This window comes from Ferdinandcohnia jepli (assembly GCF_047246645.1).
Taxonomy (GTDB): Bacteria; Bacillota; Bacilli; order Bacillales; family Bacillaceae_L; genus Ferdinandcohnia.
Genome location: NZ_JBFOKR010000015.1, coordinates 108,615 through 130,720 on the forward strand (window position 1 = coordinate 108,615; position 22,106 = coordinate 130,720).

Annotated in this window: 26 protein-coding genes and 1 pseudogene; 4 read left to right on the top strand and 23 right to left on the bottom strand. The window is 35.1% G+C overall.

Features of this window, described 5'->3' with window-relative positions; genetic code table 11:
- Nucleotides 1-24: 24 nt before the first annotated feature.
- The 3 genes from AB3M96_RS16775 to AB3M96_RS16785 all read right to left on the bottom strand — a co-directional run bounded on the left by AB3M96_RS16775 (nt 25) and on the right by AB3M96_RS16785 (nt 1,886).
- Entirely contained in the window at nt 25-1,032 is a 1,008-nt protein-coding gene (locus AB3M96_RS16775) for a DUF3231 family protein (RefSeq protein ID WP_412968786.1), read from the bottom strand.
- Between the two features lie 64 nt (nt 1,033-1,096).
- Nucleotides 1,097-1,486, bottom strand: coding sequence for a nucleoside 2-deoxyribosyltransferase (locus AB3M96_RS16780; RefSeq protein ID WP_412968787.1), 390 nt, complete (start codon nt 1,484-1,486; stop codon nt 1,097-1,099).
- A gap of 82 nt (nt 1,487-1,568) precedes the next feature.
- Nucleotides 1,569-1,886 carry a hypothetical protein gene (locus tag AB3M96_RS16785; RefSeq protein ID WP_412968788.1) on the bottom strand — a complete coding sequence of 106 codons (318 nt, stop codon included), beginning with the start codon at nt 1,884-1,886 and terminating at the stop codon, nt 1,569-1,571.
- A gap of 179 nt (nt 1,887-2,065) precedes the next feature.
- Here AB3M96_RS16785 and AB3M96_RS16790 point away from each other — a divergent pair, with 179 nt between their 5' ends.
- Nucleotides 2,066-3,148: a diguanylate cyclase gene (locus AB3M96_RS16790; protein WP_412968789.1), complete on the top strand. Its 1,083-nt coding sequence runs from the start codon at nt 2,066-2,068 to the stop codon at nt 3,146-3,148.
- A 27-nt stretch (nt 3,149-3,175) separates the two neighbouring features.
- On the opposite strand, the gene AB3M96_RS16795 is transcribed toward AB3M96_RS16790, so the two are convergent.
- Nucleotides 3,176-3,763, bottom strand: a complete 588-nt coding sequence (locus AB3M96_RS16795) for a helix-turn-helix domain-containing protein (protein WP_412968790.1) — start codon at nt 3,761-3,763, stop codon at nt 3,176-3,178.
- 215 nt (nt 3,764-3,978) lie between these two features.
- Between AB3M96_RS16795 and AB3M96_RS16800 the strand changes: the two genes are divergently transcribed.
- Both AB3M96_RS16800 and AB3M96_RS16805 read left to right on the top strand, forming a co-directional pair.
- Nucleotides 3,979-4,326 carry a PadR family transcriptional regulator gene (locus tag AB3M96_RS16800; protein ID WP_412968791.1) on the top strand — a complete coding sequence of 116 codons (348 nt, stop codon included), beginning with the start codon at nt 3,979-3,981 and terminating at the stop codon, nt 4,324-4,326.
- Nucleotides 4,313-5,323, top strand: a complete 1,011-nt coding sequence (locus AB3M96_RS16805) for a hypothetical protein (protein ID WP_412968792.1) — start codon at nt 4,313-4,315, stop codon at nt 5,321-5,323. Before AB3M96_RS16800 ends, AB3M96_RS16805 begins: the two co-directional genes overlap by 14 nt.
- A 61-nt stretch (nt 5,324-5,384) precedes the next feature.
- Here the strand turns inward: AB3M96_RS16805 and AB3M96_RS16810 are convergent, their stop codons facing one another.
- From AB3M96_RS16810 to AB3M96_RS16825, 4 genes are all read right to left on the bottom strand, one after another.
- Nucleotides 5,385-6,017 carry a LysE family translocator gene (locus AB3M96_RS16810; RefSeq protein WP_412968793.1) on the bottom strand — a complete coding sequence of 211 codons (633 nt, stop codon included), beginning with the start codon at nt 6,015-6,017 and terminating at the stop codon, nt 5,385-5,387.
- 205 nt (nt 6,018-6,222) lie between these two features.
- Nucleotides 6,223-6,582 (bottom strand): VOC family protein, encoded by a 360-nt coding sequence (locus tag AB3M96_RS16815; protein ID WP_412968794.1) that lies wholly within the window; start codon nt 6,580-6,582, stop codon nt 6,223-6,225.
- A 24-nt stretch (nt 6,583-6,606) separates the two neighbouring features.
- Nucleotides 6,607-7,413: an undecaprenyl-diphosphate phosphatase gene (locus tag AB3M96_RS16820; RefSeq protein WP_412968795.1), complete on the bottom strand. Its 807-nt coding sequence runs from the start codon at nt 7,411-7,413 to the stop codon at nt 6,607-6,609.
- A gap of 118 nt (nt 7,414-7,531) precedes the next feature.
- On the bottom strand, nt 7,532-8,227 hold the full coding sequence (locus AB3M96_RS16825) for an AIM24 family protein (protein WP_412968796.1): 696 nt from the start codon (nt 8,225-8,227) through the stop codon (nt 7,532-7,534).
- A gap of 159 nt (nt 8,228-8,386) precedes the next feature.
- Here AB3M96_RS16825 and AB3M96_RS16830 point away from each other — a divergent pair, with 159 nt between their 5' ends.
- The gene (locus AB3M96_RS16830; RefSeq protein ID WP_412968797.1) at nt 8,387-8,602 is read left to right on the top strand and encodes a hypothetical protein; all 216 of its coding nucleotides are present in this window, start codon (nt 8,387-8,389) and stop codon (nt 8,600-8,602) included.
- Between the two features lie 77 nt (nt 8,603-8,679).
- Here AB3M96_RS16830 and AB3M96_RS16835 read toward each other — a convergent pair whose 3' ends face one another.
- From AB3M96_RS16835 to AB3M96_RS16905, 15 genes and pseudogenes are all read right to left on the bottom strand, one after another.
- Nucleotides 8,680-9,540 (bottom strand): amidohydrolase family protein, encoded by an 861-nt coding sequence (locus tag AB3M96_RS16835; RefSeq protein WP_412968798.1) that lies wholly within the window; start codon nt 9,538-9,540, stop codon nt 8,680-8,682.
- A 97-nt stretch (nt 9,541-9,637) separates the two neighbouring features.
- The gene (locus AB3M96_RS16840; RefSeq protein ID WP_412968799.1) at nt 9,638-10,162 is read right to left on the bottom strand and encodes a DUF5412 family protein; all 525 of its coding nucleotides are present in this window, start codon (nt 10,160-10,162) and stop codon (nt 9,638-9,640) included.
- Nucleotides 10,163-10,177: 15 nt separating this feature from the next.
- Nucleotides 10,178-10,450, bottom strand: a complete 273-nt coding sequence (locus tag AB3M96_RS16845) for a hypothetical protein (RefSeq protein ID WP_412968800.1) — start codon at nt 10,448-10,450, stop codon at nt 10,178-10,180.
- 392 nt (nt 10,451-10,842) lie between these two features.
- A complete protein-coding gene (locus tag AB3M96_RS16850; RefSeq protein ID WP_412968801.1) occupies nt 10,843-11,595 on the bottom strand; it encodes a class I SAM-dependent methyltransferase in 753 nt (250 codons plus the stop codon).
- Nucleotides 11,596-11,745: 150 nt separating this feature from the next.
- Nucleotides 11,746-12,285 carry an NADPH-dependent FMN reductase gene (locus AB3M96_RS16855; protein ID WP_412968802.1) on the bottom strand — a complete coding sequence of 180 codons (540 nt, stop codon included), beginning with the start codon at nt 12,283-12,285 and terminating at the stop codon, nt 11,746-11,748.
- A gap of 195 nt (nt 12,286-12,480) precedes the next feature.
- Nucleotides 12,481-13,341 carry a pirin family protein gene (locus tag AB3M96_RS16860; protein WP_412968803.1) on the bottom strand — a complete coding sequence of 287 codons (861 nt, stop codon included), beginning with the start codon at nt 13,339-13,341 and terminating at the stop codon, nt 12,481-12,483.
- A 19-nt stretch (nt 13,342-13,360) separates the two neighbouring features.
- Nucleotides 13,361-13,606 carry a YuzB family protein gene (locus AB3M96_RS16865; RefSeq protein ID WP_412968804.1) on the bottom strand — a complete coding sequence of 82 codons (246 nt, stop codon included), beginning with the start codon at nt 13,604-13,606 and terminating at the stop codon, nt 13,361-13,363.
- 24 nt (nt 13,607-13,630) lie between these two features.
- Nucleotides 13,631-13,948: a hypothetical protein gene (locus AB3M96_RS16870; protein WP_412968805.1), complete on the bottom strand. Its 318-nt coding sequence runs from the start codon at nt 13,946-13,948 to the stop codon at nt 13,631-13,633.
- Nucleotides 13,949-14,128: 180 nt separating this feature from the next.
- Complete coding sequence (locus AB3M96_RS16875) at nt 14,129-14,410, bottom strand: DUF1292 domain-containing protein (RefSeq protein WP_412968849.1); 282 nt, start codon at nt 14,408-14,410, stop codon at nt 14,129-14,131.
- A gap of 59 nt (nt 14,411-14,469) precedes the next feature.
- Nucleotides 14,470-15,516 carry an ADP-ribosylglycohydrolase family protein gene (locus AB3M96_RS16880; RefSeq protein WP_412968806.1) on the bottom strand — a complete coding sequence of 349 codons (1,047 nt, stop codon included), beginning with the start codon at nt 15,514-15,516 and terminating at the stop codon, nt 14,470-14,472.
- 103 nt (nt 15,517-15,619) lie between these two features.
- Complete coding sequence (locus tag AB3M96_RS16885; protein ID WP_412968807.1) at nt 15,620-16,630, bottom strand: DUF3231 family protein; 1,011 nt, start codon at nt 16,628-16,630, stop codon at nt 15,620-15,622.
- A 668-nt stretch (nt 16,631-17,298) separates the two neighbouring features.
- Nucleotides 17,299-17,754: a GNAT family N-acetyltransferase gene (locus tag AB3M96_RS16890; protein WP_412968808.1), complete on the bottom strand. Its 456-nt coding sequence runs from the start codon at nt 17,752-17,754 to the stop codon at nt 17,299-17,301.
- Between the two features lie 108 nt (nt 17,755-17,862).
- Nucleotides 17,863-18,222, bottom strand: a complete 360-nt coding sequence (locus AB3M96_RS16895) for a DUF5412 family protein (protein ID WP_412968809.1) — start codon at nt 18,220-18,222, stop codon at nt 17,863-17,865.
- 613 nt (nt 18,223-18,835) lie between these two features.
- A complete protein-coding gene (locus AB3M96_RS16900) occupies nt 18,836-19,873 on the bottom strand; it encodes a DUF3231 family protein (protein WP_412968810.1) in 1,038 nt (345 codons plus the stop codon).
- A 218-nt stretch (nt 19,874-20,091) separates the two neighbouring features.
- Nucleotides 20,092-21,682 (bottom strand): annotated as a pseudogene (locus tag AB3M96_RS16905) (long-chain-fatty-acid--CoA ligase).
- Nucleotides 21,683-22,106 lie beyond the last annotated feature (424 nt).

Genomic DNA, 22,106 nt, shown 5'->3' on the forward strand with positions numbered 1-22,106 from the left:
CCATGATTAGCGCTATTTTTCATGCTAGCCTCTTGCTAACTTTTTTCGGTCTGGTGCAGATGGAGGCTTTTCAAGCCAGCCATTATCAATCATTAATCTTGCTCCATCTGCTGCGAACTCACTTACTTCAATAGAAAGACGTGCATATGCTACTGATAAGTCCTTTCGAGCAGAACCTCCCATACTAGATCCGTAATACCCAACTCCTGCATTGTTTAGTGCAGCTGTATGAAACATCATCAATTTATCGCTAAACGGAGCTTCCTTCGTTAGTAGCGGTGAGATATCCCAGGTCATGGGTGACATAATATTGGATTCAGTAAGAAATTTGCTAAACACAGTGCAATGATGGTTTGCAATTTCTGATCCTCTTACAAGATACCTACGTACTGCCTTCGATTCCGCAACTTGTGAAAACCCCATTAACATAGCTGATCCTAATGTATTTCGGTACAAATTAAAAAACAGAAAGGAAATTTCAGTAGTTGTTAAAGGTCGTTGGTCCCCTAACCAGCCAGATAGGAAATGTTTTTTATGTATAAATTCTGTTTTTTCGGGGTATGGAAGTATGGGTGAACGAATAAATAAACCTCTTTCTTGCAATAAATTACTTGCACGGTTAAAGAGTTCAGAAGATGATCCTAAGCATGATGTAAAGAAATCTCGAATATCCATTCGGGCTGAATTAGGTAATGAAACACTATAGCTATTAATCCCCATTGCCCCCATGTTCTGAATATAATAGAGAATGAAGCTATCAGAAAATAACTTAGCCGCCTTAGGATTTACGTCTTGCTCTGTAAACCCCACTGGTAGAGGGAAATCTTCCTTAGCGAAAAGTTCCCGAAGTATATCAATATGTTTTTTTGATAAATCTAGGGCATATTCCAGTATTGAACGAATTTCGGAATCCTCTACATGCTCTAAAAAATACGTGATTGCACATATTCCCAGCGTATCATTTATATAAGTACCCCATAAAACAGCGACCTCACTCGATGATAGCCTGATATTCTGATGTTCCTCTGGCATATTGCACCCTCCTGAAATCAAAATCTATACCAGATAGTGTTTCCTATAACAAGTGAGATATGTTTTATTTACTTTCAGAAACTACTCTTTCAATCAACTCTTCAACCGAACCAACGCACTTTTCTATTTGAGGTAAATGGTAAAAGGTACTTGTCGTCTCAACATTATTTATTTCATCTGTTGGTGAATATAGATATACTTTCTTTTCTAAACCAAGTGCAATTCCCAGTTCAATATGGGTTCCTTTTCCACCTGGTAATAACACAATAACAATATCGGAATTGATAACGGCTTCTTTTTCCAATCGACCAATTTCTCGTAGCTTTTCTAATGTTGACACATTTTCATTTTTAGTCCAATCATATGTATGTATATAGCCTTCCCTTTTTAATTTGTCACTTACATACGTTACCTGCTCCTTATTTTGCAAACTTGAAGCAATATAAAACTTCATAAAATCACCCCTCCTAAAGTCCATAATAACATACAAAAAAATAGGCTTTCGAAATGGAACCGAGAGCCCTAATACGTATTATTTATTGTCTATTTAATTCATTCTGTGAGGGTGGTTCAAAGTCTGGTTTTATTTCTTTTGCTATTTCTGTGGCTAAATTAAAATTCACCTCAAATGGATTTCTTTGTGGTTTATCTTGAAAGCTGTTTTTGGCCTGCTGCATACCATTTTGGAATGTATCTTGCACCTTATTTCTACCACCTACTAACCCTAAAATGGTAACTCCGAGTAATGAAATCCATATCCAGTTATTGTTGCTGCGTCTTCTTTGTACCATTTTCAGTAATTTTTTTCCTCTTCCACCACTAAGAAGTGACGTAATCAATTGCATATAGTTCATATGTTGGGCCTCCTTTTCAAATAATAATGAGACACTATTATTGTGTGGAGGAAAGCAAAACAATATAGGTGGAAACTTCTGTTGAAACCATTATGACAAATAGTGAAAAAAATCATTGTTGTGTTTTCTCTTTCTTGCTAAAGTAAATTGTTGAATTATTTATATAGGAGAAAACAAAGATGCATCTAATTCTTGACACCTTTTTGGAAAACATGACACTGATTATTGCTTTTATGTATGCCGCTTTAAAAACGAAAGAATTTTTGATTGGTAAGGTAAAAAAAATGGCTTATATAACGTGGCTAGCTCCGCTTGCTATAAGCCTTTTAAGTGTATTGGTTATGCATCATCCTTTAAGTATTGAAGGAATGAGAGTTGATCTTAGAGGAGTCCCGATCTTTTTTATTGCTTATTTAGGGGGTTGGAGACTAGGTATTATTGCTTTACTTCTTCCAACCTGGTATCGCTACGGATTAGGAGGACCTACCGTAACTCAAGGAATTATACAAGCTATTTTTATTCCGTATATTATTGGGTCTTTCTTTCATAAAAAAAGTTCTTATAATCCGCCATACACGATTATTTATTTTAAGCAAATGATGAAGGCATTTTTAATCTATCAGATAATACGATTAGTACTCATGCTTTGGTCTACACCAATTACACTGGATACAGCGCTTATCATGACTTCTTTTGAAATTGTTGCAGTAATTTGTATTGGCTTAATACAAAATGACACAAATCGTAATTTGCTGTCTAAAAAAGAGCTTGAATTTCAATCGCGTCATGATACATTGACGAGTTTATATAACATACGCCATTTCCGAAATAAAGTCGGAGAATTTTCTTCTCAAGAAAAACCCTTTTATGTCGCCATGTTTGATGTGGATTATTTTAAAAATTATAATGACACACACGGCCATCCAGGTGGAGATAGTGTGCTGCGAATTATTGGGCAGCTTTTGGAGAAAAACGTACGAAGTGAAGATATTTATGCAAGATACGGTGGAGAAGAATTCATCATTTGTTTTCCTACAAATAACATAACGACAGCCATTGAAATGGCTGAGCAGTTTAGAAAAAGTGTAGAAGAATATCGCTTCTTTGGCGAAGAAGCACAGCCAAACGGTACATTAACAATCTCTATTGGGATTAGCGGCCAATCTCAAACTAAAAATCTTGATGAATTAATAGAAGAAGCAGATCAATCATTATATCAAGCAAAACATGGAGGAAGAAACAACATAAAAACATTCAGGTAGCAATGGGGAGTCTAGCTCCCCGCTTTATTATTTTATATCTCTTACGAAAAGCCCGTCCACATTACAATAAACATATAACTTACCTCGAGACATTCTAGGTAACCGCACTTCGGGATTTTGTTCAGGATACATTTTTATTAAAAGTACTCTATCATACGTTACATAGGAGATAAACGAAATATAGTGAGTCTTACTCATCTCATGTTGAAGGGTTACAAAATATTGACTATCCATTTCATTAATTGTTATTTGATGCTCATTATCTACAGATTTCGCAACCAAATTCTCTAGTTTCCTACCACAACACGAAATTTCACCATCACCTGTGCTGTAAATAATATTTCCGCAGTTTTGACAAGTATAAAATTTAATCTTTCTCATATTTCCTCCATTATCCACATTCTCATTTAAATCTCCTGCTAATATTTTTTCTATACTTACACCAAGTAGGTTAGCAAGATCTCCAAGTAACGAAACGTCTGGGCACCCTATACCTCTCTCCCACTTTGAAACAGTTTGAACTGTAATACGCAATGCATTTGCTATATCCTTTTGTGTCATGTTTTTTTCTTTACGAAGACTAAAGATAAGCCGTCCAACTTTTTTACTATCCATGTGGACACCTCCTGTAATAAGCATACTCTTTGCTTCAACTACCTACAATAAACTCTCCGTTTACTATTTATTAAGAAACGTAAAGACCATCTAAATATTTTTAAAAATCATTAATATTATTCAATTCCAGTTGCTATTGTAACCACAATACTGTATCATGCATAGTATAAACCGCATAGTGTATGACATATAGTATATAGAATTGAGGTGGGCAAATGAGTAACTTGCTGCAATCATTAACAACGGAACTTAGGAGAGGTACCTTAACATTAGCTGTTTTAAGCCAATTACGAACACCACAGTATGGCTATTCGCTTGTTCAATCATTGGAACAATCAAACATTGCAATTGACCAGAGCACTCTTTATCCATTGCTTCGACGTCTTGAAAAACAAGAACTAGTAACAAGTTATTGGGATACGTCTGAAAGCAGGCCCCGCAAGTATTATGAATTAAGTAAGTATGGGTTAGAGGTTTTTTCACAGTTAAAAGAGGAATGGATTAAGAATTCAAAAGAACTCTATGATTTATTAAAAGGAGATGAAAACGATGAATCTGATTGACGTTTATATTCAGGAGGTCATAAAAAGGATTCCAGAGAAAAATCGCAAAGACATCGCGCTTGAATTACGATCAACAATCGAAGATATGCTTCCAGATGAATATAATGAGGAAGATGTGAAAACAGTTCTTAACCAATTAGGAAATCCGGTTGCTTTAGCGAGCGGTTATCGTGACGCACCCATGCACCTAATTGGACCACGTTATTTCGATGTGTATGTAACACTATTAAAGTTGATTTTGCCAATCTCAATTGTTGTATCGCTAATATCTGTAATTGCCGAGTATTTGATAGGCTTTACTGGTGATGGTGCGATTATCAATATTGTGTTAGAAGTTATTGGCATCGGAATATGGAGAATCATTGAAGTTGCTATGCAAGTCTTTTTCTGGTTTACCATTGTCTTTGCGATTATTGAGCGAGTAGATAAAGGTAAAGACAATGAACCATTAACAACTAGTCTAAGTAAATGGAAAGCAGATGAACTAAAAAACATTCCTTATATCCCAGTAAAAAAAGCAATTACAAAGTTGCATGTTTTTGGTGGACTAATGTGGACAGCAATTTGGGCAACACTTTATTTTTACTCTGATAAGCTTATTGGTGTATATGAAGGCGGCGGAGAAGGTCTGGAGTTTATAATTCCAGCTTTTAATCAAGACGTTCTACTTAACTACCTACCATTTGTTATAGGTGTAATCGTAATAGAAGTAGCATTGTATTTGTTTATGTTACTTAAAGGGCAATGGACCATTAAGATCGCAGTTTTTAATGCAATTGTAGAATTCCTGCGCACTGGTGTTTTTATCGCTATTTTACTGAATTCTGCGTTGTTCAATGAAGACTTCACAACTTATCTATCACAATTTGCAGCATTTGAAAAATGGACTGTCGGTGGTGTAATCACCTTGTTTATAGTGTTTGGTGTTATTAATATAGTTGATGGATTCCGTAAGGCAAGACTTCCTATTTCTGATAAGAGTGAAGTAAGTGTGTAACAAAAAAAATAAGACCCTTCGATTTGTGAATATCAAGGGTCTATTTTTATATACACCTAACCTAATTATGTGACTTTTCTAGGGCTAGTTTTATGCCGAAACCGATTAATATGCCACCTGTAATTCCTTCAATAATATTTCGTGTTTTAGGTTTTTTCATAAACGCACTAATCTGATTGATTAAGTAGACATACAGTATAAACCAGATGGCCGTCAATACAGTATACGTAATACCCATTATAAGAAAAGGTAGAAAGGTATTACTTTCAGAGGTCACGAATTGAGGTAGAAAGGTTAAGAAAAAGACAGCTACTTTTGGATTTAGGATATTGGTAAGAAACCCTTGTTTAAAACAAGAGGTGTTTTCAAACTGATTTTTTGTGGTCATTTCAATGCTTGTTGTTTCTTCTTTTTTCCTCAAAGACCAAAATGTTTTAACACCCAGATAAATTAAGTAAACAGCACCGACGTATTTGAAGACAGAAAATAATAATGCTGATTTAACTATGATTGCTGAAAGTCCAAATACAGCAGCAGAAGTATGGATGAGAATAGCACAACAAGTACCTAACGCCGTTTTAATACCTCCACTTCTTCCAACAGTAAGAGTATTTTTTGTAGCAATGGCAGTATCGGGACCAGGTAAAATAATGAGAAAAATGCTCATAAGGACAAACAGATAAAAGTTTTCCATTCTATTCTTCCCTTTCTGATATTGTCTCTTGAATATAAGATTTTTTACAATGTATTATATATGAATATTTTTACTATTTAAATAAAAACCCTATTTTTAACAGATGATTAAATAGAAAAAATAGCAACTGATTTTTCAATTGCTATTTTTATCTCAAATTATAACCTAACTCATAACGTTTAAAAGTCCCACAGCAAAGTACCAATTAATCTACTTTACATATCATTAACATGTTTCCATCAGGGTCCTTAAAGTTGAAAAAATGTCCATGCTCGATATCGGTAACAATCTCTACACCTTTTTCCTTCATAAAATGAAAGGCTTTATGTATATCATCAGTGTTAAGATGAAACATAGGTGTACGGGCATATGAATCTGGTGTATAAATTTTACTATCTAATACGATGTTTAAGCCATTATTATCTAGAGGTATGCAGCAAAGATGACCTTGTATGATTTCATATGTCGGCTCTAATTCTAAAATTGAACAATACCATTCACGTGCTTTTTCTATATCACTGACTGGAATAAAAATTGCTCCAACTTTGTTTAATATAGTCCTCACCTATTTCCTCTCCTCTACAACTTCTTATAAAAATAATAATACAAACAACCCTACAGCAAAACAGTAATAAGCAAAGTATTTTAAATTTCCTCTCTCCATGATCCCCATAAACCATTTAAGAGAAAAGTATGATAAGACAAGCGATAATAAAAATGCGACTATATATGGTATAAGAAGGTCTCCAAACTGAATATCACCTATCTTAAGGATAATTGAACCTAAACTGACTGGGATATAAAGTAAAAATGAGAAACGCAATGCTGTTTCACGCTTCATTCCGATGCCCATTGCAGCTACAATTGTAGCACCAGATCGACTAATCCCAGGGATTAACGCCACAGCTTGTGCCAAACCAACAATTATTGCATCTTTGAACGAAAGGTTTTTATCGCTTTTTCTGCCTTTAAGATTTCGAATGAGCCATAGCGCGAAACCTGTCACTAGTAATGCTCCACCGATTGGAGCTATCCCTCTAAAATGCTCTGAAATCTGGTCTTCAAATAATATACCAATTACGCCAGCTGGAATCGTACCAATCACTAAATAGACAATGAACAAAAAATCATCTTTATGTTCTTTTTCCCGCTTTGTGATGTAGCTTCCGCCATTTAGAACTAAGCGAACTAAATCGGTTCTGTAAATAAGCAGGACTGCTAATAATGATGCGAAATTCATTAAAATCTCAAAGCTAAAATCATTTCCAGGTATATGTATACCAAACAATTCTTGGACCAATACTAAATGACCACTTGATGAGATCGGAATTGGTTCAGTAAATCCTTGTATTGCGCCTAAAAAAGCATATTTTAGTAATATAATAAACTCTTCCACTTGATCACTCCTAAACAACTAACTGCAACCAATCATCTCAAAAGACTATAGCATTTTCAATTATTTTTTTAAAAAGAGATAGCCTGATTCTCATAACGACTAACCAGGCTGATTTAAATTAACTACTTGTATTTTGCATATACACTTCTTCAAATGGTTGAACGATTACAAATCCTTCCCCTTCAAATCTCATTTGGATGGATTCCCCACTCCCTCTGCCAATAAAGGTCTTAAGTGAAATATCAGTTTGAAATTCTGGTTGAAGGTTTCCAGACCAGGCAACTGTTGCATTTGGGTCTGTAATAACTGGTTGACTAGGTGTTACTCTGAGTGTCAGAGGTTCATAATGAGTTGTAATCGCAACTAAGCCAGTTCCTTCACACCGGACATTAAACAATCCTCCAGCCATCATACCCGCTACACGTTTCATAAGTTTAATATCATGTTTTATTGAAGGCTCAAAGGCTAGAAGATCATTTCCGTTTACGTAGATAGACTCATTTTGTAAATGAAGAATAATTACTTTTTTACCTGAGTCAGCGAGATATAATTTACCGTTTCCATTGGCTCTCATAAGAGAAGCTCCTTCTCCAGTCAACGCCTTTTTAAATAATCCACCAAGTCCCTGGTCTAAGATGCCTTCCCGTTCAAATTTAATTCTACCGTTATACGCAATCATTGACCCTGCTTTAGCCCATACCTGCCCATTAAGATTCACTTCTAGCATTCTCGGAGTCTCTAACTCGAAATATCCTTCCCCCTTATCCTCTTGGGCTGTATTTTTAATAAATTCCGAAATGGAGTACTTGTTCATCACACCCACACCCTTTCTATGATAATTAATACGTATGTGCAAAACTTTAGTTTCAAATACTTGGGAAAATATTTTTTACATATTTTTTGTGACCAAATCGATTGAATCTCATATACCTATTGTTAGAAAATACATCCCGTGATGAAAGGTGAGCTAATTATGTATTTTGTTCATTACTATGAAAATAAAAATCTTGTTTTAACACAGTTTGTGCAAAACGTGCCATCCGTTGGTCAGGATATTAAAATTAAGGGCCGAAAAGGTCAGGTTTCAGATGTAACAAATATTGATGAACGGAATTATCACATCCTGGTATCACTCGAAACAAAGTCAAAAAACAAACTTACTTTAGATCCTAAAAAGAAGAAAAGGTAAGCATGTTGAATCTATTGGTGGCGGGTAGTCTGAGATAAATGTCATAGTCCTTTACATACCCGCCCAATAAAGCCTAGCTATTCAATCAAACCAAGAAAATTCTTCCCAAGAATATACTCTTTTTCTTTATCAGAAATTGGCAGTATTTCTATCCAATTTTTCTTTGCTCCATAATCATATTCATTACATTTTGTCATCCCGTACGGACCATCACAGCCATAGAGAATTTTCCGGTACCCCAAGGACTCAACTGCTCTTTTAACTATCACTGGTGTCAGATAATCACTTGAAGTGTCTACGTATACATTTTGTTTATCAGAAATATAAGGCCACAACTTTTTCCAAAATGGAAGCCCTGCATGTGCATAGATAATATTAAGATTTGGGAAATGTTCTGGTAAGTATTTGTAGGAGTCTTTTTCAGAAGAAAGGTGGATAATCATTGGTACCTTTTTCGACTCACAGAGTGCTGCAACAGAGGCCAGTTTTTCAATTTTATATTGGTGCATAAAAGGATGTGCCTTTACTCCAATAAAACCGGGCATAGAAAGATACAGTTCAATTTCCTCCAACGATTCAGTAATAGTTGGATTGTAAGCAGCCCAGCCTAAAAAACGGTTTGGAAATCTCTTAATAGCATTTTCAACTAAATCATTTCTTGGCTTTGAAAAAATTTGATAGTTGTTTCCATAAAGGTTGAGATACCCATTCTTTACAAGCCCATTGTATATTTGTAGACCTATAGAAGGTGCTTGTAAAATAAGAAACCGAAACAGACATTGTAAATTATGCTGGTAAATACTTTCCACTTCAAACATTGTTTCATTCATAGGTGAAATCAGTGCCGTTTTTGAGACACCGTGTTTGTCCATCTCTTCTATCATCTTTTCTAGTGTTAACATCGTTTCATCCACATGAAAATGGCAATCTATAATCAAATGTAATGACCCCCTTTTAAACTGGTTATTCATTAAAATCCTTTCTATTTATAATCTATTAGATTAAGAAAATGAAAATACCTCCTCAGACCGACTATTAATCTGAAAAGGTATCTCCTTCTTTTAAATTCAATATGTGATTGTTTATTGAAATAGTATGATTATCAATCCATTTTATTTCAGCTTGATCCATCCGATAATCATTGTAAATAGTTTTTGTAAACCATAACGGACCATCCAGTTTTCCTAAAACACCGAATGCAGTTGTTGCTCCTCCATTCGTTAAGTATAAATGAATTTTATACTTTTTATCAGGAGATTTCGTGCTTAGTATGTGATCTTCAGAAATCAGTACATAACTAAACATTGAGAAAAAGAGAACAAAGGATAATAATGCTGAAAAAATACCGGTAATCCAACTTCTTATGATTGACCAGCCATTTGTCTTATCAGGAATCCCAATCAAACCGAAAACAAAGGTTAGTATAGCCAACAGAAATAAAATATAAGAAGGTGGCGCTACAATCCACTTTTGATTAAAGTACGTATATGCTAAATGCACTGTTAGAAATAAGAATAGTAAACAAAAATAAAAAGACCATTTATTACATTTTTTCGCCATATACATTCCTTTCTACTATTCTTTCTTGAAAATGCCAATTAAGAGGATTACTAAACCAATTAAAAAGATAAGAGGTAACAATAACATCATTAGAGCAATACCAGCCCAACCACTTTCCACGATCGTCGCATACGCAATACTTACTAACCAAGAAACCAATGGTGAAAAGACTAGCATTGTAATTACTCCCCAAACAATTCGCTTGCGCTTCTTCGTCTTAGCAGCAGTTAGCTTATACCCAATAAAAACTGCTAAAGCCAGTAAAGCAATTGTTACTACAAAAGCCATCTTGTTCTCTCCTTTCCACATCTGTTCGTTCTAGGTAGTTCAACGGGAATCAAATTACTTTTATAAATATTACTATCAAACTTATTATGCAGCTCACTACAAACACCGTTGTCCATTGCTTTATTTTTCTTGTCCACCGATTAACAAATGCCTTAGAGAGTTTCCGGGTTTCTAGTTTGCTAGTTTCCTCTTTAAATTGTTTCTTGAAACGATAAAACTGATATCCACTAATAATCATCATTAAAGCTGATAACAATAGTAAGAGTTCATACATTTTTTATCACTTCCTATAAAAAAATACTTTTACAATTTCCTTCTATTTTGCCGCCTAGAAGTCGACTTGTTCCACTCACTTTCAATCAGCCATACTTCCCTCCCACTCTATTACACTATTAACCTTTTACCGCTTTAATAATCATCGTAGTTGGGAACTTCTTTGCTTTATATAATGAATAATATCGATCGGATATCTCTGGATCGATATGCTTTACATCTTCTGGAACATCACTTTCGATTACAGTCTGAATCGTGAAGCCTGCAGATAGTAAACCATTTAGAAACGTTGCCATTTTCCGCTTATGTAAAACCATTGTTACATGATCTTCTTTAAAGTTTTCTAATGTTGCCGGTCCTTCCTCTTGATAGGATCCCTCAAGTGTAATAGTTCCTCCTTTGGATGTTATATGTGAATACAATGGATGGTCCCAACTAAAAATGAATGATCCACCCTTTTTTAAATAAGAATAGATTAATCTAAAAGTTATATCCAAATCCGTTGTCCACCCAATCGCATAGATTGAATACACATAATCAAAGTATTCTTTAGGCAAGCCTATATCCATTTCCATTGGAGCACAATTTAAATTAGGCTGATAATCCCGCAGTGTATTTTTTGCTGTCTCTATTTGGGCCTGAGACAAATCGACACCCCAAAGCTCACTAGCCCCTTTTTCTGCCATGTATAGTAATGAATGCCCACTTCCAATACCGATTTCTAACACCTTTTTATCTTTTATCTCTCCAAATAATTGCAATTCGTCTTCACTTTGTGTAAAGGGACCGTAACTTGGCAAAGCATCTTTTCCATTAAAATGATGTGCTACAGTATCCCAGCTTTTTTTGTTTTGTGTTAAATTGTTATTCATTTTTCTATTTCCCCTATTTTAAATTTCTATTTATTAGATTCTATATATCATTTTGTAATATTCTGTAATTTAAGTGTAGCATAACAGAAAACGAATGCACATGAAAAATCCGGTAAAAGTGTCAATCTACTTTTACCGGATTGTTTATTATTATGTTCTTTCAATTAAACTTTTCTGAAGAAAAATCATTTCTTCAGCTAATTTCCTTATCCTTGCCCTCACTTCAACATCTATCTCATTATCGTCATTAAAATTGTCATTATGTACAAAAACGGATGTAACTGGAACAGTACCCTTGAGATAAGATAGAATCGGTTTTAAATGAAATTCTGGTACAAGAAAATGCTTTATTGTACCACCTGTAGAAATCATTCCCGTCACCTTACCTTTTAACGAATCTACCGGTAGATGATCCAACAAATTTTTAAGTACACCTGATATCGATGCTTGGTAAATTGGGGTACCGACAACAAGAAAGTCTGCAGACAATATCGAATTTACAACCCTAATTGTGTCATTATTATAGTAGCTTAAAGGGCTCCCATTCACTAGTTCAACTTCATATTCTCTAAGGTCAAGTAATTCTGTTTCAAGTGAGGGATCACTTGCTTTTGCTGCTACTAACACTTCATGAACCGCTTTTGAGGTTTTTGAACCAATCACTGAACCTGATATTCCTACAAGCTTCATTCTAAAATCCTCCAATGTTAATATTCACCCTATTATCAACTATCTTGACCAAGACCGGCTTATCTATTCCTACTAGATGTTTTAGTAAGGTGATTGCAACAAAGAGGACTATCATAAAAAGTAATCAGTACTAATTTTCACCTCAAAAAAACGCTCTGATTTTAAAGTCAGAGCGATTACCTTTTATATATAGTCTTAAACGGCTGGAGGACCAAACTTTCCATTATGAAAATCACGGTATGCCTGTCTAATTTCATCCATTGTGTTCATAACGAAAGGACCATATGGCACGATTTCTTCTTTTATCGGTGTACCTGAATAAACCAGTACCTTAGAACGTCGTTTATTGGCTTTTATCACAAATTCACTTTCATTGTCCTTGTTTCCATTTTCCTCAAATGTTAATGTACCAACACCATGCTTTTTCAAATTCACTTTGTTCTCTCCAAAATCCATATCACCTGATAGCACATAAAAGAAAGCATTATGAGTTTCAGGCAATTGATGCACATAGGTTGCTCCTTCAGATAGATTTATTTCTGAAAGAGTGATAGGTACAAGTGAGTTCATAGGCCCAGTTACACCAGCAATTTCACCAGAAAAAACTTTCACTGAACCTCCATCAAATTCGACAATAGGAGCATCCTCCGAATAGATATTTTGATAAGTAGTTTCGCTGTTTTTTAAGTGGCTAGGCAAATTCAGCCATAATTGCAAGGTATGAGCAATATCATTCTCAACACCTTCTTCGGCATGTCTTGCTGCCCAACCAGCATTCATATATTGAACATCTCCTGGTTCAAGGATATCTCTTCCACCAGCATTATCAATGTGCTCTAATCTACCATCAACAACGTATGTTACGGTTTGGAACCCTCTGTGAGGATGGTCTGAAAAAGTCCCTCTTTTAAACCAATCTTCGGCCATTAAAATAAACGGGTCAAAGTCAGCCCATCGATTAACAGGAAGAATCCACCCCTTTTGTATAGAAGGAAACCCCACTTCCTCATATTGTACATACCAATGATCCTTCACACTTCTCTTAAACGTTGACATGTAAATACCCCTATCCATGTTAAGCATACAGAGCCAATTCAGTCTCAATATGCTCTTTTATTAAAACGAGACATTCTTCAGATGTCTTAGCAAAAATTCGTTTTCCATTTACAATTGCATAAGGCCTTTTTGCACACATACCGCAGAAGGATAAGCAGCTACTCTCAATAACTGCAACCTCTGGATACTCTGCTTCAAGTATCTCTTCTAACGGTAACTCATTAATTAAACTTCCATCACAAATTTCTACGACTACAATTCCCATAGCTGCTTCACCTCCCCGAGTATATTAAACTTGATTTACTTGTAAAGACAGCTTAACTCTCTTTCCCTCAAGTTTTTCTAAGACCTCTATCACATCAAAATCATCTATGAAAAAGTCATTCACATATTTTATCCCTTTATTAGATTGCTGAATGCCCTCAAAATAAAAAACGTCAGCAATACCTGAAACTGAATAAAATATATCTGGCTCACTGCTTATAGTAAACAATATGTCCACTCCGCTTACATGATTGAACATTTTTGATAGAGGTTGATCATCTAACAATATTACTTCAGAGCCCTTTTCACGCTGAATTGATAGTATTCCCTCTACTATTGTCATGTTGATTCGCCTCTTGTATAAATTGTCTTTTATACATTTCAGTATAAAAACATGTTTACATTAGACCATATTTTATTTTCATATGCAATAAATTAAACTTAGTCACTAGTAAGACAAAAAAAGTTCGATACAGATTTTTCTCTGTTCGAACTCTTTAAACAGCTGCCTGTTTATATTAACTTATTCTTCATCTTCTGCTTCAAAAATTTCATCAAATACGGCTGATACTTTTTCAAATTCCTCATCGCTTTCTATCGCTGAAAAATCGCCTTCATCATCGATTTTCAGGAAGAAGATATCAATATCGTCTTCACTTTCTGTTTCAAGATCATCCAAGAAACCTACAGCTGCATAATCAATTCCTTCAATTGTTGCAACTCCAAGAACCTCAACCTCTTGCTCTTCACCAGTTTCATCACTAATTGAAAAAACTTCTCCTACTACTACCTTTTCCATGTTAATTCCTCCCAATTAATAGTGTTTCCTATCTTCTAGCATTCCAGTGATGATGGAAAAAATACCTAATATCCAGGGTATTTTTTCATCCATTCTTCACTATCCTCAAATCCAGTTAAAAGATCATCTGCAACATTCGTTATTACATCATTTAGCTCGACTGCATCTTGCCATTGAGGAGGAATCCGACTTACTCCTAAATACGCACCAAGAATATTTCCTGTTATAGCACCGGTACTGTCACTGTCGCCATCGTGATTTACAGCATGGATGACTGCTTTTTCAAAGTCAGTTTCATTGACTAATGAACAATAAATTGAAATGGCTAAAGCTTCCTCAGCAACCCATCCCTCACCAAGCTGTGGAATCGCTACTAAAGGATCTCTTTCATTTTTAGAAAGAAAGATAGCTTTATGTAATAATGAACTGCACTCCTCATGTCCATCATGTTTTTCTAACTCATTTACAGCTGCAAAACAAGCTTCATTAAGATCAGAACCTTCAATAATCTTGGCTATCATATATGCTAACGTACCTGCCGCTAAATAGCCAGAAGGATGCCCATGAGTTAATGCAGCAAATTCAGTTGCATATTCAAATGCACGTTTACTATGATACACTAGCCCGGCCGGCGCAACTCGCATTACGCCACCACAGCCCTTACTATTGTTAATTGGCCTATCAATTGTTCCTTGCGTTTCACTTACTAAAGCAGATAAGCACGTGTTCCCAGGTGCCCGTTGATGAAAAAGCTCTTGAACTTGAAGTAAATATCCATCATATATCCAATCAAACTGTTCATTTTTTGAATGTCCTTGGGTATATAGCCAACGTTGATAGGCATAATAGCCTACACTTGGTGGATGACAAATACCTTTTAGATGTCCACGTGTTTTAGCACGCAAAATCCCTTCGGCAGTAAAAAGTGTCATTTGTGTATCATCGGTTATCTCGGCAGGCTTATTCTTTGAAAATGAAAAATCCTTTATGCCATCGATTCCATAGGTACTAACAATTTCATCATAATGCATAAATTCCACTGGCCATCCCAGCGCATCGCCAATTGCTCCTCCAAGCATACACCCACGAAAATGGTCTTTGTTTCGTTTCAATGAGTCCACTCCCAACTGTGCTTTAACATTGAAATGTCCAATATCTATATTTTTCCTGTTTTGTACTGGTAAGTCAACTAAAAAAGACCTTGTTAAAAGGTCTTTATTTTTGATCTGCTAGTTTTTTTCGATCATCGAAGGTAGGTGGCTGTTCCAACCATCCGTTATTTATCATGATATTAACACCGTCTTCTGCATATTTAGCGATCTCAGCTATCATCATCGCGTATTTCACGCCAAGATCTCTTCTTTGAGATAAAGAAAACGCGGCACCGTAATAACCAGAGGCGGTTGATATTAAACTAATAATTTGGAAGAGCATTAATTTATCAGAAAAAGGAGCAACTGTTGAATTAGTAACCTCAGCATCATGTTTAGGCGGTGATGGTAAATTACTCTCAGACATTAATATTCCAAGAGTATCAAAATGCTTATCACAAAGCTGTTCTCCTCTTTGTAGATACTCCTTAATTTCTTTAGAATGTACTACTTGAGCAAATCCGATTTCTAATACAATCTTAACAATATTCTTCTGCATATTAAAGAAAATCCCGCTTACTTCAATTGCATTTAAAGGTCTTCTATCGCCAAACCATCCTGTTAAAAAGCTCTGCTTTTGCACAAAATCTGCTCTTTCAGGAGCATTTAGATGTGGCGGTCTTGTTAAGATTCCTTTTTCCAACAGGATAGTTAACGCTTTTCTGTACAGTTCTATCGTTTCTTGATGGCATTTTGAAAAATATTCGACCTGATCATCACGAATACAAGTAGTTAAAGCACCAGTATAACCAACTAACCCGTGAATGGACATGATGTGCATATATATAAGTAAAAACTTATCAGAAAACAATGGCGGAGCCTCTAGATTTACATCTTCCATAGAAAAACCAACTGGTATTGGGTAATTTTCTTCTTTGAGAAATCTCGATATACTTTTGATATGCGAATTTGCTAAATCTAACGCATATTCGAGAACTGATTTTATTTCTTGGTCTTCACAGTATTTTATAAAATGAGTTAAAAGGCATACAGACATGCTATCATTCACATATTGAGACCATAGGTTTGCGATTTCCGTTGAGGTTAAGCGAACATGTCTCTTCATATCAGTCATAAATGGGGACCTCCAAATTGCTTGTGCTTCTCACTCCCAATAGTTTACATTATTTTAAATAAAATATACTTTTCTTATCCAAATTGAGGCCAATATACTATTCTTTTCTCAACATCTACTCATGATTTTTCAACAATTAGCTAACAATACTTATATGCAGAGCCATACGCTCAGCATAAAAAATCAATGTGGAGGGATAACTTTGAATATTCTATTTCGTCTATTCCCAGCGTTGTTTTATTTCATTGTAAAAGTCGCTATCTATAGCAGAAGATTAACACAAATGCTAGGTCGCCTATTACGCGTACCTGCAATTGCGTAATCATGAATATTCAAAGAAACATGTCTAATTCTCATTGATGTAAAAGGTAAGCCTAGTGTGCTTACCTTTTTTACATTGGTACCCTATCTGTAGACAATATGGATTCTTCCTTTCTATTGCTAATTTTCTTCTTAAACCCAACTGCATAATTAAAAGCAAATCAAAAAGACTAGGATTTTACATTCCCCTAGTCTTTTTCCACAAAATACCCTCTGTCGAAACTTTATCTACACCTAAACCAAAGTATCCGGCCAATCCTGCCTGGTAAATTCCCCATTTAATTTCATTACATCATATCCTCTTTTTCATACTTTTATGTTTTACGTCCTCATTCCCCAACTTTTCTTTAGCCTGTAAACTCCATAAAGTGACTTGAATTTGGATAAAGATTCCCCTTTGTAAATCCGAGTGAAGAATAAAATTTATCACCTTGTTCAGTATCTGTATTAAGCACTAAAACTTTATAATGTCTTTTCGCTTCATCCATGAGCCTTTTTACCAAAAGGCTTCCTATACCTTTTCTCCTATACTCTTCACAAACATAAAACCTTCTCACCCTGCCAATATATTGTCCATTTGAAAATGGGTCTTTATTTAAACCACCAATAGCAACAAGTACACCTTCTTCATTAAACACACCAAATAAACCTTCTCCGCAATGGTCAAAAGTATTACTGCCGTTTCTATAATCATTTATTAATCTTTCTACAAAACGAAAACCCTCTTGCTTACTTTGATTTACTATAATATCCAAATCAAAATTCAACAGATTGTTGATTTGCTTTACCTCATATTTCTCCATATTTATCCCCTCAAATAGCTAGTGCAACAAAATGGTGCCTAATCTGTACTCATTAACATGACACACATTTCTAGATTATTTTTCACATTATTTTTTTCAACTTCTGTCTCAATCCCATCTAAAGTCATATGTATTTTTTTCAACATTAATTTTCTTATCATCTACTAGCAAAGTATTGTGGTCAATCCAACGAACTTCACCCAAGTCTGGTTTAAACCATAGAACATTCTTTTTCTTAGAAGTAGTTACTTCCTCCAATTCCCCTATGTAGCTGTAATCAGACTTTACTAACACTCCTCCGTATAAATAAACGTTGAGTTTATATTTGTGATCTGGGGATGTTATTTCATAAACTTTTTGATGTCCTGTTAAGGAAACACTACTCAGGCTAGGATAGTAGACTAACTTTACTTTAACGAGAGAAGCAACTAATAGAAATAATAATATTGCTTTTATTTTAATTTTCATTCATTTTGTCACCTTCAAACTAATACTCCAGAGAGATTTATTTAAATGTACTAAATAATACAAAAATTAAAGATATCATTGTTCCCCTTATTCAACAGTCCTTCTTTGTAAGTTCAGAACAATAGACTCTTACATTCCTGATAAAAACATTGCAAATATAAACATAAGAAATATCAAAAATGACCCTATTAAAACTAGCATACCAATTTTGATTTATGTCCTTTACTAATAGAAAACGACAGAAGTGATTAAACCTATACATGCAATTAATATACTTAATTTTGCTGGAACTGACTCAGGTAATCTTGCCCGTATTGTACTAAAGAAAAGTAGAAAGAAAAGTATTTGTGATACTAATAAAATATATAAAACTTTTTTAATCATCCTTTTAAAGCAGCTCACTTAATTTCATAATTAAGTTTAATGCAGCTCGTATCGTTTTACAATAAAAAAGTATTTCAATTCAATGCATAAATTAAGAATAGATAATATAAATGGTTATATAGTCAATAGCCATGCTAAATTAAATCAATAAAAATGGAGTATGAATTTCTTACTAATTCATACTCCAATTATTATGATATTTCTCAATCACTTCAAGGACTGTTTCACCTTATTCTGAGGAAATATTTTCACGGTCTACCGCAGATGGTGGCCGCTCCATCCAACCATTATCTATTAGAATATTCGCACCATCCTCCGCATATCTGGCAACATCACTAATCGACTGAGCATACATGAGACCAATGTCTCTTCGCCCATTAAGTGACATTGAATTTCCAAAATGTCTGATTTTTATGTTGAACATATCAACCTTGTGAAACAACATAATCTTATCAGAAAAAGGAGAGGCATTTGAAGTTGTTACTAAATGATCTAATAAAGATGGTGCAGGTAAATTTTCATTTTGTAGCTTTTTTTGATACATTTGTATTTCCTTATCTGTTATCTTAATGCCTCTATGTAAAAACTCACGAACATTACTATTTCTCGCTACTTGACTAAATCCTATTAGTAACGCCTTACTCGTCGTATTATTCTCCATATTATCATAAAGGTGGGTAATTTCCATTGCATGTAAAGGTCGTATCTCTCCAAAGAAACCATTCAAGAATTTTTGCTTATGTACAAAATTAACGTTTTCGGGAACAGGTATTTCTGGAGGTTTTATGATAAACCCTTTATTCATTAATACAAGATTTATCTGCTGTATGAACAATTCAGTATACTTATTACAATGTGAAAACAGTTCTCTAATGTCGTCCCGCATTACCAGAGGAATTGCTACTGCATATAAACTTAGACCTGCTTTTGCTGCGTATTTTAAATAATGCACGTAAAATTCGTCTTCAAATAATCTAGGTGCTTTTAGATAGACATCATCCTCAGTAAATCCAACAGGAATAGGGAACTTTTCCTTTGTAAAAATGTCTTTAATCCGATTCATAAAATCAACAGTGAGGTTATAACCGTTCTCTAAAAGTATTTTAATATCTTTATCTTCAACATGCTTAAGGTAATAACTTAGTATCCGATTTGACATACTGTTTCCCATATAGGTAGACCAAAGCTTAGCCATTTCAGCAGATGTCAAACGCTGATCTTTATTAAGTTTTCCAGACGTTACATTAATCGGTTTTATCAGTTCCATGATATTCCCCTACTTTTTCAACATAAATTGTGTTAGTTTTCATGTTTTATACACTACTATTTTTGTCTAAGCTGTTTTTTCTATACCCATAAAAAAGGAAAACAGTAACAATCTCAATTGGAAAGATACTGTTTTCCTCTCATCCTATAGATGTTTTCGATTTAGTTCCACTTCAAACAACATTGATAGCAGGTGAATGATAGCAACAATTTTTTTATTTAATTTACAAATTTCTCTTTTCCTTCCCAGTACTCTTTTCGCAAATGTACTTTCTGTATCTTTCCTGAAGCTGTTTTAGGTAATTCATTTGTAAAGACTATTTTCGTTGGTGCCTTAAAATGAGCAAGCCTGCTACGAGAAAATGCGATTAGTTCGTCTTCAGTAACCTCATGTCCATCACGAACAACTACTATCGCCTGAGGAGTCTCTCCCCATTTTTCATGAGGAACTGAAATAACAGCAACTTCAAGAACAGCCGGGTGATCGTATAAAACTCCTTCTACTTCAATTGAAGAGATATTTTCACCGCCACTAATTATTATGTCTTTTTTACGATCAGCAATTTCTATATTTCCCTCTTCATCGACAACCGCCATATCACCCGTATGATAATACCCATCACGAATGACTTCATCAGTTCCTTCACGGTTGTTTAAGTATCCTTCCATAACTGTGTTACTTCGAACAATGACTTCACCGATCTCTTTTCCATCTTGCGCAACATCATCTCCAAATTCGTTTACAACCCGAACGTCACTACCGATAAATTCATAACCCGCTTTCGCTTTCAGACGATATTTTTCATCCTTAGAAAGATTATTTTGAGTGTCACGAATAATTGAGGTTGTTATGAGAGGTGCTGCTTCTGTCATCCCATAAACCTGTATGAACTCCCAATTCAATTCTTCTTCAACCCGCTTTACGAACGCTGGTGGTGGAGCTGATCCGGCTATTACAATTCGAATATCTTGGCCCTGCTTAGTAAATCCGTTTGTACCAGCGTGCTGCAACAAACTATTAAGAACAGTTGGTGCCATATGCATGACGGTAACCTTGTATTTGTCAATCTTGCGGAAAATTTCATCTGGACGCACTCTTCGTAGACAAACTTGAGTAGCACCGTTAGCTGTATAGTAAAATGGAGAACCCCAACCATTCACATGAAACATAGGAAGGATATGAAGAAGTGTGTCACGGTCAGACACGCGCAAGTGGTGCATAGTTGTAAGAGCATGAAGATAATTACTACGATGAGAAAGCATAACTCCCTTTGGTTTTCCGGTCGTGCCGCTCGTATAAAGAAGTGTCGCAATATCCTTTTCATCCATATTAGGGCGTTCTATAGGATCTTTTTCAAATCGGGATAACCAATCTTCATAAGAAATCGTCCATTCAGAATCCCCCATTTGTCCATGAACAATAATCTTCTCAACCGTCGTTAATTGATCACGGATCGGTTCGATATTAGACAATAATTCATGATCAACAAATAAAATTTTTCGTTTCACTGTGATTCAATATGTACGAATAATCCGTAGGAATTAAGCGGGTGTTAAGCGGTACAATAACGGCCCCTATTTGAAAAACACCATAGAAGCCTTCAAACATCTCTGAGGTATTCGGTGCAAGATAAGCCACTCGGTCACCCTTGGAAACTCCTAAATGCTGAAGCCCTCTAGAAAGCCGATTCTTTCTCTCATTTACTTCTGCATACGTAAAGCTTTTTTCATCATCGATTAGCGCCGTTTTCTCCCCATACAACTTAACGGCCCGATCTAAAAATTGAGATAACAGTAGTGGTACGTACATTTCCCAAATCCCCCTTATAGATTACTAAATGCGCATTTTTCGTAAAACTGCAAACTAAATATTTCGACTCTTTTAAATTATATGAAATATTTTCTGTGTTTTCAAACAGTTGTGATGTCATTTTTGTGAAAGATTGATTTTGGATGGTATTTATAATAAAAGGAGATATATTGTTTTTATGAACTCAGCTTCCTATTTTGTCTACCATATGTTGCTATGTGACTTTCGGGACGACCTCTACTGGTTGAATGGCTGATAGAACTATTCTTATCGACCAACATCCCTCCACTCTCCACTTCTCGGGCGATTAGAATACCTCTCATCAATCGAGATTCCTTCTCTCTCCAATTCTCGGGCGATTAGAACACCTCTTATCGACCGAGATTCCTTCTCTTTCCAATTCTCGGGCGATTAGAACACCTCT